Genomic DNA, 14821 nt, shown 5'->3' on the forward strand with positions numbered 1-14821 from the left:
GACTCTGACTATTCGCCCGGAACCATGCGCATGTTCACGCGGCCAGCCAATCCGCGGTGATCGTGCCCCTGTGCCCTTCCGGCGCCAGCGCAGCGCGCAGCGCTTCCAGCAGCGGCGGCAGCGCCTGCGTGAAGGCATAGGGCGGATTGACGATGAAAAGGCCCGCGCCGTTATAGTTGCCGGGCTGGTCGGCATCATACAGCCAATGCTCGACGGACAGGAACTTCGGGATGCCGAGCCTGCGCAGCTTGCCCTTCCACTGCTGGTGCGTCGCGCGGTCCTTCAGCGGATACCAGATCACCGTCACGCCATGCGCCCATTTGCGGTGCGCGGCGGCGAGGGTGGCGGTGATCCGCTCGCGTTCGTCGGTCTGCTCGTACGGCGGATCGACCACCACCACACCGCGCGGCGTTCGGGTGGGGAGCAGCGCCAGCCACAGCTCATAGGCATCGCGTTCATGCACCGCCGCCGGCGTGCCGCGCATCGCGCCGCGCAGGGCACGGGCGTCCTCGGGATGCTTTTCGTTGAGGATCAGCGCATCCTGCGGCCGCAGCAACTGCGCCAGAAACTGCGGCGAGCCGGGATAGAACCGCGGCTCCTCCGCCCCGTCATTCACCGCCCGCACGGCAGCGCGATAATCGTCCAGCAAGGGGTTCGTGTCGGCAAAGGCGCGAACCACGCCCTGCGCGGCCTCACCGGTGCGCTGCGCCTGCTCGCCGCCAAGGTCATAGAGCCCGCAGCCGGCATGGGTGTCGATCAGGGTGAGTGCCCCCGGCTTCTGTTGCAAGGCCCGGACAAGCGCGATCAGCAGGCTGTGCTTCACGACATCGGCGCTGTTGCCGGCATGGAAGGAATGGCGATAGTTCATGGAAATCCGGAAACCCTGCCGATGTGCCTTTGTACGCGCCACTGCGCGATGGAGCCGCTCGCGAGACGATGGAAGCAACCGCTCTCGCGCTCCTGAGCGCTTTGCGGGAGCCGTCAAAGTCCCTCTGCGCGACGCCTCAAATCAGCTTTCGCTGCCGGCGGCAACCGGCAGCAGGGTCCGCAGACCCGTCCACCGCTCCCCATGCATCGGCCAAACGACGCGATCGGTGCTGTTTGTTGCTGCTGCCTTCGACCGCAAACCTGTACATGGAGAACGGCAGGAAGCGCTCCAAACCCGGACGCTCAGGCGGGCAAACTTTCTTCCCGAAAGCAGCCACTGGTTCAGGCCGATCATTCCCGTTCCCCATCCTCGAAGGCCAATTTTGGGAAAGAGCAATCGGGAACAGACTTTAGAAAAGCCGATACTCTGGACGACTTTTGCCACGATCAGCACGGCCACCTCCCCGCTATGGGTTCGTTTGTGGGAACGACATGCGGTCGAAAACACTCTCAAGGAACTGCTACGTGGTTATGCAGCTTAGGTTCAGCAGCTATCGACTATTCTTGCATCGTCGGACCGGAAAGGTGTGGACCATGCTTCGAGCGAGAATCTGCATAGCGGTGGTTATTGGACTGACAGCGGCGGGTGGTAGCGCAGCGGCGCAGGACCGTTTCGTACAAGATCAAGCGCAATTTCGAGCTGCGGTTGAGAACGGATCGACATCGCCGTCCTTCGTGCTTGTGACCGTGCGTGACGGCAAATCCGGCAAGCAGCGGACGGGCTGCACCATGGCGAGTTTTCTCCTCCATGCTATCGCCACGGAGGAGGGAATTGATCGCCGCGATTATCATGGGCGCATGCTTCCCGACGACAGCGTGCGGGTGGTGGCCAAAGCGCTCGCCAGCAAGGATCATGTCTATACTTTTCAAACAGCGCAGGCGTTGGCTGCGGTGCCGACTGACATTCGGGGCTCGAATCGTGCCTGCGATATAATTCGATCAGGTTTGCCAGCCTATATGCAGGATCGTACCGGGCAGATCATGCCGGGGCAGCCGTAGGTCGCGCTCGATACCATTGCGCCAGTTTTCTCAAAACTTGATCCTTTTTTGGGAAAGGCGGCAGCCCGCGATGTCGGCAATCGCACCCGCCTTCCCGAAAGCTTCCTGTCCGCTTCCCATCACTTCAAGCCAGTCTCCCAGCCCCTTGCTTGCCCAGAAAAGTTCTCCATATGTTCGTCTTGCGCCCGCATGGCGCCCGCTCTTTGAACCTGTCGGATCAACAACCCGGTTGCCTCGCGCACATGCACGCGTGGGCCTAAACTTCCTAAACTTCGCATCCGCGTGCAGGCCCGTCGCGATCCCTGCCGAAACGCGCGTGGACCTAAACTTCCTAAACTTTGCTCGGTGGTCGCGGCCCGGCGCGGCGGGTCTCCACCAGCCGTCACCCCGGCGAAAGCCGGGGTCTCTGCGGGCTGGGCGACAACGGAACAGCTTTACTGCCGGAAATGCCAGCTTGCGCCGGCATGACGCTGGGCATGGGTCTCCATCCATGCAGCCTGCTATTATGCGTGCACGCCCCGGTCCCGACTATCGACCTCCACAAACTGCCCCGGCGCGATCCCCGCGACCGACCAGTCGCCGATCGACCAGCGGACCAGCCGCAGCGTCGGCAGGCCCACCGCCGCCGTCATCCGGCGCACCTGCCGGTTGCGCCCTTCGCGGATGGTGATTTTCAGCCAGCTGTCGGGGATGGACTTGCGTGCACGGATCGGCGGATCGCGCTCCCACAGGTCGGGCGGGTCAATGCGGGCGACTTCGGCGGGCAGAGTCATGCCGTCCTTGAGCAGTACGCCCTTTCGCAGAGGCGCCAGTTCGGCCTCCTGCGGATCGCCCTCGACCTGCACCAGATAGGTCTTGGGCATCTTGAAGCGCGGGTCGGCGATGCGCGCCTGCAGCCGCCCGTCGTCGCACAGCAGCAACAGGCCTTCGCTGTCCCGGTCGAGCCGCCCGGCGGGATAGACGCCCTTCACTGCAATGAAGTCCGACAGGGTCGACCGCAGGGTCGGCGATCCACGGTCGGTGAATTGCGACAGGACCCCATAGGGTTTGTTGAACAGGAGCAGCCGGGCCATGCTGCGCGCATAGCGCCCGGTTGCGGCCCTGTCTTCCGGCGCAGGCCGCCGCCGGACGGGCTTGCCCCCTTTCCCACCGTCCGCGATTGGCGTTACGGCGCGTCGGACGGATGCCCCCTCCGGCACCCGAAGGAGCCCCCATGATCTTGCGCAGCGACGAAACCACCGATGTTCCCGTTCCCGGCAGCGGGGCGATGCGAATCCACTGGTTCCGTCCGGCGGTGGAAGGGACGTACCCCGGCCTCGTGCTCTATTCCGAAATCTATCAGGTCACCGCGCCGATCCGCCGGCTGGCGGCGATGCTCGCGGGGAACGGCTTCGTGGTCGCCGTGCCAGAGGTCTATCATGAATATGAGCCCGCCGGCACGGTGCTTGCCTATGACCCCGCCGGTACCGATCGCGGCAACGCGCTGAAATTCACCAAGCCCGTCGCCGCGTTCGACGCCGATGCCGCCGCCACCCTCACCGCGCTCGCCGCGCATCCGGCGTGCAACGGCAGGCTCGGCAGCTTCGGGGTGTGCCTGGGCGGGCACCTTGCCTATCGCGCCGCGTTCGATCCGCGTGTGGCGGCGGCGGCGTGCTTCTACCCGACCGACATCCACTCGGGCACGCTGGGCGAGGGCAAGTCCGATGACAGCCTTGTGCGGATGGGCGACCTTAGTGCCGAGATGCTGTTCGTCTGGGGGCGGCAGGATCCGCACATTCCCTTCGCCGGGCGCGAGGCGATCCGCGCCGGGCTGGAAGCGCATGGCATCGCCTATGAATGGCACGAGCTGAACGCGCAGCACGCCTTTCTGCGCGACGAAGGGCCGCGCTACGACCCTGCGCTGTTCCTGCAGTCGATGGCGCTCGCGCTGGGTTTCTACCGGCGCGTGCTGGGATAGGATCAGGCAGCGACCGAGCTGGAAAAGCTCTCCGCCGCAGCCCGCAACTCGCTCAGCCGGTCGTCCACCTCGGCGACATCGTGCTGCAGCGTGTCGATTTCGCTGGTGACGCTCTTGGTGTCTTCGCGGATCGCGCTGATGGTGGCCGACATGGAGTCGGCCGCGAGCGCGGTTTCGTCGACGGCGGCAGTGATCGCGGTGACGGTCTGCGCCTGCACTTCCATCGCGGTGCGGATGCGGTTGGCGCTTTCCTGCACTTCGGCGACGGTCGAGCGGATCGAGGCGTTGGTTTCCACCGTCGAGCGCGTGGCCGACTGGATCGCGGCGATCTTGGCGGCGATGTCGTCGGTGGCGCGGGCGGTCTGGTTGGCGAGGCTCTTCACTTCCTGCGCGACCACCGCAAAGCCGCGTCCGGCGTCCCCCGCACGGGCGGCTTCGATCGTGGCGTTCAGCGCGAGCAGGTTGGTCTGGCCGGCAATGTCGCGGATCAGACCCAGGATAGATTCGATCGACTTGGCGTGATCGGACAGCATCTCGCTCATGCCGACGGCTTCGCTTGCCTGGCCCGAGGCGCGCGTGGCGATGGTCGCGGCGGCTTCGACTTCGCTGCGGGCATCCTCGATCGCGCGGATCAGCCCGGCGGCCGTCATCGCCGCTTCGCGCATCGCCACTGCCGATTGCTCGGCCGCTGCTGCCACTTCGCTCGCCTTGCCCAGCATGCCGCGGGCGGAACTGGACGCGCCCTGCGCCTGCACGCGAATGCGGGTGCCGAGCGTCGTGGCGCCTTCGATCGATTCGGCGATGCTCGCGCGGAAGCGCTGCGAGCGATCGCGCCGCTCCTGCTCGATCGATTCGGCGTCCCGTGCCCCCAGTGCGCCGGCCATCAGGTCGATTTCCGCCATGCCCAGCCGCTGAACGATGTCGGCAAGCCGGCACAGCCGCGCGGCATCTTCGGCCAGCTTGGTGCGCAGCACTGCCAGCGTCTCGCTATGGGCGAAGGCGAAATAGGAAATCATCGCCGGCAACGTCACGCCATGGGCATGGATGCGCGCGGCATAATCGCAGACTGCCGAAACCCAGGCTTCGCTGAACGGCTGTTCGACCTTCAGCCGGTCATAATGTGCACCGTCCTGAACATGCGTTTCGCTTGCCACCGCGTCGCGAAAGCCGGCGGGCAGGTCCATGCCGAGCAGATGCTGCTGTGCGCGCCGGGCAATTGCCTCGTGCGCATCGTCCAGCAGCGTCGCGAGTTCGGCGCATCCCGCCAGCAATTGCCCGTCCCAGTCATAATCGCGGCGATGCGATTCGACCGAGCGGCCGCCGCCGCTCCACTGTCCGGGATCACGCTTGGCGAGCATTCTACCTCCTCAGGCCGCAACCTTGGCGACGAAATCCCCGGCGCGCCCCTTCAGCGAACCCAGTTCGCCGTCGAGTGCGACAAAGCCCTGGCCGACGCGGTCGATTTCGCTGGCCACGGCTTCGGTATCCTCGCGGATCGCGCCGATGGTGGCGGACATCGAGTCCGCCGCGAGCGCCGTTTCGTCGACGGCAGCGGTAATCGCGGTGACGGTCTGCGCCTGCACTTCCATCGCGGTGCGGATGCGGTTGGCGCTTTCCTGCACTTCGGCGACGGTCGAGCGGATCGAGGCGTTGGTTTCTACCGTCGATCGGGTTGCCGACTGGATCGCGGCGATCTTGGCGGCGATGTCGTCGGTGGCGCGGGCGGTCTGGTTGGCGAGGCTCTTCACTTCCTGCGCGACCACCGCAAAGCCGCGTCCGGCGTCCCCCGCACGGGCGGCTTCGATCGTGGCGTTCAGCGCGAGCAGGTTGGTCTGGCCGGCAATGTCGCGGATCAGACCCAGGATCGATTCGATCGACTTGGCGTGATCGGACAGCATCTCGCTCATGCCGACGGCTTCGCTTGCCTGGCCCGAGGCGCGCGTGGCGATGGTCGCGGCGGCTTCGACTTCGCTGCGGGCATCCTCGATCGCGCGGATCAGCCCGGCGGCCGTCATCGCCGCTTCGCGCATCGCCACTGCCGATTGCTCGGCCGCTGCTGCCACTTCGCTCGCCTTGCCCAGCATGCCGCGGGCCGAGGCCGAGGTGTGCGCCGCCTGTTCGCGCAACTGCCCGCCCTCACGCGAGGCGCGTTCGACCGTCGCGCCGATCGAGTCGCGGAATTCCAGCGCGAGCCGGTCGCGCGCCACTTGCGCGGCATGTTCGCGATACATGTTGTAGAGTTCGACCGTGATGTCGCCTTCCAGCGCCGACAGCCGCATCAGCGTGTCGATCAGCGACGGCAGGCGAGAATCTTCGGCGCCCACGCGGCGCATCAGCGCCTGCAGGGCCTCGCGGTCGCTGGCGCTGATCATCGACAGCAGCGCCATCGGCGGGACCTTCGCTTCATAGGCGGCCGCCACCGAACGCTCGATCGATTCGACCCAGGCATGGCCGGTCGTGTCGAGGAAACGGTTGCGCAGGAACACCACGCCGATGTCGATCATCTTGGCGGTGTCGCCCGGCGCCCAGTCGCGCTGATCGGCGAAGCAGCGCAGCCATTGCTGCCAATAGGCGCCCGAAATCGCATGGGCCTCAGGCTCCAGGATTTCCCAGCAGGCGCGACTCGACTGCAGCAGCGAGCCTTCGAAATCGAAAATCCGCAGGCGAGTACGCACATCGATCCGCGCGCTCATCGTGCCGGAAGCGGCCAGGGACTGGATGGATGCCAAGTTGCTCACGAAATGCTATTCCCCAACTGCGGCGCGAACGCACGGCCGCATCGGGCGAAAGCTATGCCGCCGGATTGGTTAAGGCGGAGTTAGGACCATGTGGGCCGCCCCGAACAGGCGGGCGCGATCGGTGCACCAATGGGCAATGGTCTTGCATCCTCGCCTCGCACGATTAAGGAAGCCCGCGTCGACCCGAAAGGAAAACACGTTGGCCAACGTCCGCAACGAAGCGCGACCGCTGTCGCCGCATCTCGGCATCTACAAGTGGGGACCGCATATGGCGGTCTCGATTATTCACCGCGTGCTCGGCTCCGGCATGGCGACGGTCGGCACCGCGCTGTTCGTGTGGTGGCTGGTCGCCCTGGCCTATGGTCCGGATGCCTATGCGTGCTTCCTGAGCGTGTTCACGCTGAAGAGCGGCGGGCTCAACATCCTCGGCTATGTCTTCGGGATCGGCCTGAGCTTCGCCTTCTTCCAGCACATGGCCTCGGGCGTGCGCCACCTGTTCCTCGATGCCGGCGCGAATTTCGAGCTGCGCGCGAACAAAATGAGCGCGCTCGCCACCTTCGCCGTCAGCATCCTCGCCACCGCGATCTTCTGGGTCGTGCTTCTGGAGAAGGCCCATGGGTAACGGAACCCGGCTCGGTCGCGTCCGCGGCCTCGGCGCTGCGCATGAAGGCGCCAGCGAATGGTGGAAGCACAAGGTTTCCGCCGGATCGAACCTGCTGCTGGTGCTGTGGCTGATCGTCTCGATCGCGCTGCTGCCGGCCTATGACTATGCGACCGTCGCCGGCTGGATCGCCCAGCCGCTGGTCGCCGTGCCGCTGATCCTGCTGGTCCTCAGCGTCACCTTCCACTTCCGTCACGGCCTGCAGGTCGTGATCGAGGATTATCAGCACGGCGAAAGCCGTTTCGTGCTGCTGGTCCTGCTCGACTATTTCACGATCACCGTTCGCGTGCTCGCGATCTTCGCCATCCTGAAGATCGCCTTCACCACCACCGGAGTGGCTGCCTGATGTCCGCCGCCTACAAGATCATCGATCACACCTATGATGCCGTCATTGTCGGCGCCGGCGGCTCGGGCCTCCGCGCGACGATGGAAGTGGCGCAGTCCGGCCTGAAGACCGCCTGCATCACCAAGGTGTTTCCCACCCGCAGCCATACGGTTGCCGCGCAGGGCGGCATTGCCGCCAGCCTGGGCAATATGGGTCCGGACCACTGGACCTGGCACATGTACGACACCGTCAAGGGCTCCGACTGGCTCGGCGACCAGGACGCGATCGAGTATCTTACGCGCGAGGCGCCTGCCGCCGTGTACGAGCTCGAACATGCCGGCATGCCGTTCAGCCGCACCGACGAGGGCAAGATCTATCAGCGCCCGTTCGGCGGCATGATGCAGAATATGGGCGCCGGCCCGCCCGCGCAGCGCACCTGCGCCGCGGCAGACCGTACCGGCCATGCGATGCTGCACACGCTATATCAGCAGAGCCTGAAGTACGACGCGGACTTCTTCATCGAATATTTCGCGCTCGACCTGATCATGGAAGACGGCGCGTGCCGCGGCGTGATCGCGCTGTGCATGGAAGACGGCTCGATCCACCGCTTCCGCAGCCATGCGGTGGTGCTGGCGACCGGCGGCTATGGCCGCGTCTATCAGTCGGCCACCTCGGCGCACACCTGCACCGGCGACGGCAATGCGATGGTGCTGCGCGCCGGCCTGCCGCTGCAGGATATGGAGTTCGTCCAGTTCCACCCGACCGGCATCTACGGCGCCGGCGTGCTCATCACCGAAGGTGCACGCGGCGAGGGCGGATACCTGACCAACTCCGAGGGTGAGCGCTTCATGGAGCGCTATGCCCCGTCGGCCAAGGATCTTGCCAGCCGCGACGTCGTCTCGCGCTCGATGGCGATGGAGATTCGCGAAGGCCGCGGCGTGGGCAAGGAGAAGGACCATATCTACCTTCACCTGAACCATATCGACCCGAAGATCCTGGCCGAGCGCCTGCCCGGCATCACCGAGACCGGCAAGATCTTCGCCGGTGTCGATCTGACCCGTCAGCCGCTGCCGGTGGTGCCGACCGTCCACTACAACATGGGCGGCATCCCGACCAATTATCACGGCGAAGTCGTCCATCTGAAGGACGGCAACCCGGATGCGGTGGTCCCCGGCCTGTTCGCGGTGGGCGAGGCAGCCTGCGTGTCGGTGCACGGCGCCAACCGCCTTGGCTCCAACTCGCTGATCGACCTCGTTGTGTTCGGCCGTGCCACCGGCAAGCGGATCGTCGACATCATCAAGCCGAACACGGCGCATCATCCGCTGCCCCAGGGCTCGGAAGACATGGCGCTGGGCCGGCTCGACTATTTCCGTAACGCCAATGGCGGCACCCGCACCGCACAGATCCGCGCCGACATGCAGAAGACGATGCAGCGCCACTGCGCCGTGTTCCGCACCGAGGAGCTGATGGCCGAAGGCATCGCGCATATGGAGCAGGTCTATGCCGGCTTCCAGGACGTGCATGTCAGCGACCGTTCGCTGATCTGGAATACCGATCTGGTCGAGACGCTCGAGCTGGACAACCTGCTCGGCCAGGCGATGGTGACGATCCGCAGCGCGATCAACCGCAAGGAAAGCCGCGGTGCGCACATGCACGAGGATCACCCCGAGCGCGACGACGCCAACTGGATGAAGCATACCATTGCGACGTTCGATGGCTGGGGCGGCAAGGGCGGCAAGACCGACATCGATTATCGTCCGGTCCACGACTACACGCTGACCGACGAGATCGAGTATATCGCGCCGAAGAAGCGGGTGTACTGATCCCGCTGCGAAGCAGGTAAAAGCAAAAAGGCCGGAGCGCGCTGCTCCGGCCTTTTTCTTTGGTCGCGTTGTGCAGCGGCGCGGTGCTCCGCTGTCGGATCAGAGCTTGCCGAACACCGCCTCATAACCGGCCTGGTCGCCTGCGGCGAGGAAGCGGGCCTGTTCCACCCAGCGGTCGCGCGTCATGCGGCCCTGAAAATTGCCGAGCTGCGCGTCGAGTGCGGCTGCCTGATCCGTATCGAGTGCGGCCAGTTGCGCAAAACGGGTGATGCCCAGCTCGCCCAGCCGCGCGGCCAGCTTCGGGCCCACGCCCTTCAGCCGGGTGAGGTCATCGCTGCCCGTCTGCGCGGCAGGCGCCGGGGCGGCATTGGTGTCGGCGGCCAGCGAGGCCGGACTTGCCGCCAGCGGTGCGGCGGCCGCGATCGGTTCGTCGGCAAGCGGCTCGACGACGGTGGGGGGCGGGGCGACGGGTTCGGCCACCGGGGCAGGGGCGGTCGAGGCTGCGGTCAATTCGCCGCGTTCGGCCAGCTCGGCGCGGGCGTGCCGGCGGCGGATCGCCAGCCGCGTACCCCAGATCAGCACCAGCAGCGCGGCCACCATGCCGATCGCGATCAGCACGAAGGAAATCGTGATCCAGCCTGTGTCGGTGGTGGCTGCCACGGCGCCATAGCCCTGGCTCGTCTGGTCGTTCATGCGTACCGCTCCGGAAGTCCTTTGCCCGTTTTGCCTGCATAGCGCGCGGCCACGCTGCGTCCAGCCATACGCAGTCGCTATTCGCCAGGGCGAGGTTGGTATATGGCCGCTGGTGGCTCGCCGCACTGTGGCGTTCAGCACGGGGGAAGAAATGAAGATGTTGCTGCTGGCGGGGCTCGCCTCGCTGACCTTTGCACCGCAAGTCGCAGCGCAGGTGCGCTCCTATGATCCCAAGAGCTTCGTGCCGGTGATGCAGGAGGCCGGCTACAAGGCCGAGCTGACCAAGGATGATGATGGTGATCCCATCATCCGCAGCGGTGTCAGCGGCTACAAGTTCACGATCTTTTTCTACAACTGCAAAGATCACAAGGACTGCGCCGACATCGAATTTTATTCGGGCTGGACCGACAAGCTCTCCGCAGAGCGCGCGAACGAATGGAACAGCACGCACCGGTTCGGCCGCGCCTATTCGGACAAGGACGGCGAAGCCGCGCTCGAATATGACATCAATTTCGAGGACCAGGCGATGTCCGTCGCGCTGTTCAAGAAGAATCTCGATCTGTGGACCGAGCTGGTCGACGGCTTTGTCGACTTCGTGAACGAAAAGCCCGAAGACAAGAAGAAGGATTGACCGTGACGGGCCGGCGGGGTTTCCGCCGGCCCGATCCGTTTCAGCCTTTCCGGGCGATTTCGCGCCAGCCAATGTCGCGGCGGCAGAAGCCGGTGGGGAAGTCGATCGCATCGACACCGCGATAGGCCGCCGCCTGCGCCGTCGCCACGTCCGGCCCCAGCGCGGTCACATTGAGCACGCGCCCGCCGCTCGCCACCAGCGTATCGCCAAGGCGTTTCGTGCCTGCCTGGAATACACGCACCCCGGTCGCCTCCGCCGTATCGATTCCCTTGATCGCGCCGCCTGTCTCGGGCGTGCCGGGATAGCCCTTGGCCGCCATCACCACGGTCAGCGCAGTGTCGGGCGAAAAGCGCGGCGCCGGCCGGCCGGCCAGTTCGCCGCGCGCCACCGCCAGCAGCAGCTCGAGCAGATCGTCCTCCAGGCGCAGCATCAGCACCTGGCATTCGGGATCGCCGAAGCGGGCGTTATATTCGATCAGCTTCGGACCCGTACGGGTCAGCATCAGCCCGGCATAGAGCACGCCCGAATAGGGCATGCCCTCGGCCGCCAGCGTCGCGATGGTCGGCTGGATGATGCGCTCGATCGCCGCGCGCTCCAGCGCGGGCGTCAGCACCGGCGCGGGGCTGTACGCGCCCATGCCGCCGGTGTTCGGCCCGACATCGCCGTCGCCGACGCGCTTGTGGTCCTGCGCCGATCCAAAGGACAGGGCCGTGGTGCCGTCGGTCAGCACGAACAGGCTGGCTTCCTCGCCGTCCAGAAACTCCTCGATCACCGCGCTGGCACCGGCATCGGCGAAGATCGCGGTCAGCGCGGCTTCAGCTTCGTCGCGGCTCATAGCGACCGTCACGCCCTTGCCGGCGGCCAGACCATCGGCCTTCACCACCACCGGCAGCCCGAACGGATCGAGCGCGGCGAGCGCAGCCTCCAGGCTGGTCACGCGGACATAGCCCGCGGTCGGGATGTTCGCCCGCGCGCACAGATCCTTGGTGAAGCCCTTCGATCCTTCGAGTTGCGCTGCCGCCTGATCGGGGCCGAACACCGCGATGCCGGCGCCGCGCAGCGCGTCGGCCACGCCCGCCACCAGCGGCGCTTCCGGCCCGACCACGACCAGCGTGATCGACCGGGCCTGCGCAAACGCCAGCACGGCGGCCGGATCGGTCGGCACCAGGTCGACGCAGGTCGCATGGGCGGCTATGCCGGGGTTGCCCGGCGCGGCATAAAGCTGCGTCAGCAGCGGCGATTGCGCGAGCTTCCAGGCGAGCGCATGTTCGCGACCCCCTGATCCCAGCAGCAGGACGTTCATGGCCGATCCCTTTTCTGATCCTTCATCGGCGCGGCTCGTAGCCGAGGTGGTGCCCGGCGACAACGCGGCACCGATGAGTGTCAGCGAACTCTCGCTCCGGCTGAAGCGGATGGTGGAGGGCGAATTTGGCCATGTCCGCATCCGCGGCGAGATTTCGGGCTGGAAGCGCGCGGCCTCGGGCCATGCCTATCTGGCGCTGAAGGATGTGGATGCGGTGATCGACGGCGTCATCTGGCGCGGTGCTGCATCGGCGCTGCCGTTCCAGCCGCAGGACGGGCTGGAGGTGGTCGCGACCGGCAAGCTGACCACCTATCCCGGCCGTTCCAAATATCAGATCGTCATCGAGCGGATGGAGCTGGCCGGCGAGGGCGCGCTGATGGCGCTGCTCGAAAAGCTGAAGGCGAAGCTGGCGGGCGAGGGGCTGTTCGACCGCGACCGCAAGAAGCCGCTGCCCTATATGCCGCGCGTGATCGGCGTGGTGACGTCGCCCACCGGTGCGGTGATCCGCGACATTCTCCACCGGCTGGAGGATCGCTTTCCCAGCCATGTGCTGGTGTGGCCGGTGAAGGTGCAGGGCGACGGATCGGCGCAGGAAGTGGCGCGGGCGGTGCGCGGCTTCGATGCGATCCGCCCCGGCGGCCCGGTGCCGCGCCCCGACCTGCTGATCGTCGCGCGCGGCGGCGGCTCGATCGAGGATCTCTGGTCGTTCAACGAGGAAGTCGTCGTCCGCGCGGTGGCGGAGTGTTCGATTCCGGTCATCTCCGCGGTCGGGCACGAGACCGATACTACCTTGTGCGACCATGCCGCCGATCTGCGCGCGCCCACGCCCACCGCTGCGGCGGAAATTGCGGTGCCCGTGCTCTCCGAAGTGCGCCACGGGATCGCCACGCTGGCGCATCGCAGCGAGCGTTGCGTGCGCCGCTATCACGAGCGCGCCGGCGAGCAGCTGGCGGCGCTGGCGCGGGTGATGCCGCGTCGCGATGCGCTGCTCGGCCCGCAGCGGCAGAAGCTCGACGATCTTGCCACGCGGCTCGATCTGGCGCTCGAACGCCGTGTGGCGCGCGGTCGCGATGCGCTGCAGCGTTCGGGCGGGGCGCTCCGTCTGGCGGCGCTCGAGCAGCGCCTGGCGTCCGCGCGGCAGCGGCTGGCGGCGCTTGCGCTCGACCGCGCGGCAGATCGCGAGCTGGCGGCGCTGCGCCAGCATTTCACCCGAACCGCCGAGGCCTTGCGCCCGGCGCTGCTCGACCGTCGCTTTGCGACTGCAGCCGAACGGCTGGCGGCAATGGGCCGGCACCTCGAACTGCTCGATCCCGAATTGCCGCTCAAGAAAGGCTATGCCTGGGTGGCGGCGCGCGGCACCGGCAAGGTGGTCGCCTCGGCCGAGGCGGCGCGGGCTGCGCAAGCCGTGACGCTGCATTTCGCCGATGGTCCGGTCGATGCCCGGGTTGAGCGCGCCGCCGCCAAAACCTATGTTGCCGAAAAGCCCGAACAGCCCAGCCTGTTGTAACGGCACCTATATCCCGAAGGAGCGATACCGCACATGCTGATGTCCAATGCCGGGCGCCTGGCCAAGCTACATTATATGGCTAGCAGTTTCCGCGTGCTGGCGCCGGGCGATCATGTGCTGTGCGCCGTCACCGGCGAACGCATCCCCGTCGACGAACTCCGCTACTGGAGCGCGGAGCGGCAGGAAGCCTATGCCAGTGCCCAGGCGGCCACCAAGGCGCTCACCGGCGCATGAATTCCTCGCGTCGTGCGGCTGCGGCCGGGTTCGCCTGGACGCTGCTGGCGGCGATGGCGGGTGCGCGGCAGGCCGGTGCGAAGGGGGCGCTGCCGGCCAATCCATTCGCCCTGGACGGCGTGTTGAGCCAGGGTGGGCTGGCGCGCGGCAACGTGCCGGCGGGAACCGTGGCGCTGGCGTTCGACGGCAAGCCGATTCCCTTCGCTGCCGATGGCCGTTTCCTGATCGCGTTCGACCGGGATGCCGGCCCTGCCGCCGACCTGGTCGCGACGCTCCGCGATGGCCGGTCGATACGCGCGCCCCTCACCATCGCGCCGCGCGCATGGGACATTTCCCGGCTCGATCATCTGCCCAAATATTCGGTGCCGAGCGCTGAATTTACCGCGCGGCGCCCCGCCGAACTGGCCCGGATCGCCGCCGCCCGCGCGCGGAATGTGGCGAGTGACGGGTGGCGCGGGCCGTTCCACTGGCCGCTCACGGGGCGAATCTCGACGCGATTCGGATCGCAGCGAATCTATGCCGGCGAGCCCGGTGCCTATCATTCGGGCATCGACATCGCCCGCCCCATCGGAGCCCCCGTCCGCGCGCCCGCCGCCGGGGTGGTGACGCTGGCGACAGAGGCGCCGTTCACGCTGGAAGGCAATTTGCTGATGCTCGACCATGGCATGGGGCTGGCGAGCGCCTTCATGCATCTGTCCCGCATCGATGTTCGCGAAGGAGAATCGGTGGTTAGCGGCCAGCCGATCGCCCTGGTCGGCGCCACCGGCCGCGCCACCGGCCCGCACGTTCACTGGGGTCTGACCTGGCGCACCGCCCGCATCGATCCCTTGCTGGTCGTGGACAAGGCGATGGGTGCTGAATAAATGGGCGGGCTGACATATTCCGCAATATAAAGTAACAAAGTTTATCGTATACTTGCAACTTTATGACTGGGTGTGTGGCATTTTTGCGACATCCCTGTGAAAGCCTGCTGGAAAGCTGAACCTACGCTTTACAGCCCTCCCTTCTCCCTGTTTCCTCATG

At 66.4% G+C, this 14821-nt stretch carries 16 protein-coding genes; 9 read left to right on the forward strand and 7 right to left on the reverse strand.

Going from position 1 to position 14821, the window contains the following annotated elements; translation table 11 throughout:
- Positions 1-34 precede the first annotated feature (34 nt).
- Both ACT53K_RS10855 and ACT53K_RS10860 read right to left on the reverse strand, forming a co-directional pair.
- On the reverse strand, positions 35-868 hold the full coding sequence (locus ACT53K_RS10855) for a 23S rRNA (adenine(2030)-N(6))-methyltransferase RlmJ (RefSeq protein ID WP_476228645.1): 834 nt from the start codon (positions 866-868) through the stop codon (positions 35-37).
- 141 nt (positions 869-1009) lie between these two features.
- The gene (locus tag ACT53K_RS10860; RefSeq protein WP_476228646.1) at positions 1010-1327 is read right to left on the reverse strand and encodes a hypothetical protein; all 318 of its coding nucleotides are present in this window, start codon (positions 1325-1327) and stop codon (positions 1010-1012) included.
- Between the two features lie 65 nt (positions 1328-1392).
- On the opposite strand from ACT53K_RS10860, the gene ACT53K_RS10865 reads away from it, so the two are divergent.
- Positions 1393-1926 carry a hypothetical protein gene (locus ACT53K_RS10865; RefSeq protein WP_476228647.1) on the forward strand — a complete coding sequence of 178 codons (534 nt, stop codon included), beginning with the start codon at positions 1393-1395 and terminating at the stop codon, positions 1924-1926.
- A 503-nt stretch (positions 1927-2429) separates the two neighbouring features.
- Here ACT53K_RS10865 and ACT53K_RS10870 read toward each other — a convergent pair.
- The gene (locus tag ACT53K_RS10870) at positions 2430-2999 is read right to left on the reverse strand and encodes a pseudouridine synthase (RefSeq protein ID WP_476228648.1); all 570 of its coding nucleotides are present in this window, start codon (positions 2997-2999) and stop codon (positions 2430-2432) included.
- Between the two features lie 140 nt (positions 3000-3139).
- Between ACT53K_RS10870 and ACT53K_RS10875 the strand changes: the two genes are divergently transcribed.
- On the forward strand, positions 3140-3883 hold the full coding sequence (locus ACT53K_RS10875) for a dienelactone hydrolase family protein (protein ID WP_476228649.1): 744 nt from the start codon (positions 3140-3142) through the stop codon (positions 3881-3883).
- 2 nt (positions 3884-3885) lie between these two features.
- Here ACT53K_RS10875 and ACT53K_RS10880 read toward each other — a convergent pair whose 3' ends face one another.
- On the reverse strand, positions 3886-5241 hold the full coding sequence (locus tag ACT53K_RS10880) for a methyl-accepting chemotaxis protein (RefSeq protein WP_476228650.1): 1356 nt from the start codon (positions 5239-5241) through the stop codon (positions 3886-3888).
- 9 nt (positions 5242-5250) lie between these two features.
- Positions 5251-6576 (reverse strand): methyl-accepting chemotaxis protein, encoded by a 1326-nt coding sequence (locus tag ACT53K_RS10885; RefSeq protein ID WP_476228748.1) that lies wholly within the window; start codon positions 6574-6576, stop codon positions 5251-5253.
- A 244-nt stretch (positions 6577-6820) separates the two neighbouring features.
- Here ACT53K_RS10885 and sdhC point away from each other — a divergent pair, with 244 nt between their 5' ends.
- From sdhC to sdhA, 3 genes are read left to right on the forward strand one after another with little or no spacing between them, the layout of a single operon-like run.
- Positions 6821-7243: a succinate dehydrogenase, cytochrome b556 subunit gene (gene sdhC, locus ACT53K_RS10890; RefSeq protein ID WP_476228651.1), complete on the forward strand. Its 423-nt coding sequence runs from the start codon at positions 6821-6823 to the stop codon at positions 7241-7243.
- The gene (gene sdhD / locus ACT53K_RS10895; protein ID WP_476228652.1) at positions 7236-7628 is read left to right on the forward strand and encodes a succinate dehydrogenase, hydrophobic membrane anchor protein; all 393 of its coding nucleotides are present in this window, start codon (positions 7236-7238) and stop codon (positions 7626-7628) included. The genes sdhC and sdhD overlap by 8 nt, the downstream gene beginning before the upstream one ends.
- Positions 7628-9430: a succinate dehydrogenase flavoprotein subunit gene (gene sdhA, locus ACT53K_RS10900; protein WP_476228653.1), complete on the forward strand. Its 1803-nt coding sequence runs from the start codon at positions 7628-7630 to the stop codon at positions 9428-9430. The genes sdhD and sdhA overlap by 1 nt, the downstream gene beginning before the upstream one ends.
- 99 nt (positions 9431-9529) lie before the next feature.
- Here the strand turns inward: sdhA and ACT53K_RS10905 are convergent, their stop codons facing one another.
- The gene (locus ACT53K_RS10905) at positions 9530-10123 is read right to left on the reverse strand and encodes a hypothetical protein (RefSeq protein ID WP_476228654.1); all 594 of its coding nucleotides are present in this window, start codon (positions 10121-10123) and stop codon (positions 9530-9532) included.
- Between the two features lie 151 nt (positions 10124-10274).
- Between ACT53K_RS10905 and ACT53K_RS10910 the strand changes: the two genes are divergently transcribed.
- Positions 10275-10754: a YbjN domain-containing protein gene (locus ACT53K_RS10910; protein ID WP_476228655.1), complete on the forward strand. Its 480-nt coding sequence runs from the start codon at positions 10275-10277 to the stop codon at positions 10752-10754.
- Positions 10755-10794: 40 nt separating this feature from the next.
- On the opposite strand, the gene purD is transcribed toward ACT53K_RS10910, so the two are convergent.
- On the reverse strand, positions 10795-12057 hold the full coding sequence (gene purD / locus ACT53K_RS10915) for a phosphoribosylamine--glycine ligase (protein ID WP_476228656.1): 1263 nt from the start codon (positions 12055-12057) through the stop codon (positions 10795-10797).
- On the opposite strand from purD, the gene xseA reads away from it, so the two are divergent.
- The 3 genes from xseA to ACT53K_RS10930 are packed head-to-tail and all read left to right on the forward strand — an operon-like array spanning position 12056 to position 14661.
- A complete protein-coding gene (xseA, locus tag ACT53K_RS10920; protein WP_476228657.1) occupies positions 12056-13564 on the forward strand; it encodes an exodeoxyribonuclease VII large subunit in 1509 nt (502 codons plus the stop codon). The two genes, purD and xseA, sit on opposite strands and share 2 nt — an antisense overlap.
- Before the next feature lie 33 nt (positions 13565-13597).
- Positions 13598-13798, forward strand: a complete 201-nt coding sequence (locus tag ACT53K_RS10925; protein ID WP_476228658.1) for a DUF2093 domain-containing protein — start codon at positions 13598-13600, stop codon at positions 13796-13798.
- Entirely contained in the window at positions 13795-14661 is an 867-nt protein-coding gene (locus ACT53K_RS10930; RefSeq protein WP_476228659.1) for a M23 family metallopeptidase, read from the forward strand. The genes ACT53K_RS10925 and ACT53K_RS10930 overlap by 4 nt, the downstream gene beginning before the upstream one ends.
- Positions 14662-14821 lie beyond the last annotated feature (160 nt).

The organism is Sphingomonas sp. DMC8 (assembly GCF_056314185.1).

Coding starts and splice junctions, on each gene's coding strand:
- ACT53K_RS10855 (WP_476228645.1), bottom strand. CDS start 868: ATGAACTATCGCCATTCCTTCCATGCCGGCAACAGCGCCGATGTCGTG.
- ACT53K_RS10870 (WP_476228648.1), bottom strand. CDS start 2,999: ATGGCCCGGCTGCTCCTGTTCAACAAACCCTATGGGGTCCTGTCGCAA.
- ACT53K_RS10875 (WP_476228649.1), top strand. CDS start 3,140: ATGATCTTGCGCAGCGACGAAACCACCGATGTTCCCGTTCCCGGCAGC.
- ACT53K_RS10880 (WP_476228650.1), bottom strand. CDS start 5,241: ATGCTCGCCAAGCGTGATCCCGGACAGTGGAGCGGCGGCGGCCGCTCG.
- ACT53K_RS10885 (WP_476228748.1), bottom strand. CDS start 6,576: ATGAGCGCGCGGATCGATGTGCGTACTCGCCTGCGGATTTTCGATTTC.
- sdhD (WP_476228652.1), top strand. CDS start 7,236: ATGGGTAACGGAACCCGGCTCGGTCGCGTCCGCGGCCTCGGCGCTGCG.
- sdhA (WP_476228653.1), top strand. CDS start 7,628: ATGTCCGCCGCCTACAAGATCATCGATCACACCTATGATGCCGTCATT.
- ACT53K_RS10905 (WP_476228654.1), bottom strand. CDS start 10,123: ATGAACGACCAGACGAGCCAGGGCTATGGCGCCGTGGCAGCCACCACC.
- ACT53K_RS10910 (WP_476228655.1), top strand. CDS start 10,275: ATGAAGATGTTGCTGCTGGCGGGGCTCGCCTCGCTGACCTTTGCACCG.
- xseA (WP_476228657.1), top strand. CDS start 12,056: ATGGCCGATCCCTTTTCTGATCCTTCATCGGCGCGGCTCGTAGCCGAG.
- purD (WP_476228656.1), bottom strand. CDS start 12,057: ATGAACGTCCTGCTGCTGGGATCAGGGGGTCGCGAACATGCGCTCGCC.
- ACT53K_RS10925 (WP_476228658.1), top strand. CDS start 13,598: ATGCTGATGTCCAATGCCGGGCGCCTGGCCAAGCTACATTATATGGCT.
- ACT53K_RS10930 (WP_476228659.1), top strand. CDS start 13,795: ATGAATTCCTCGCGTCGTGCGGCTGCGGCCGGGTTCGCCTGGACGCTG.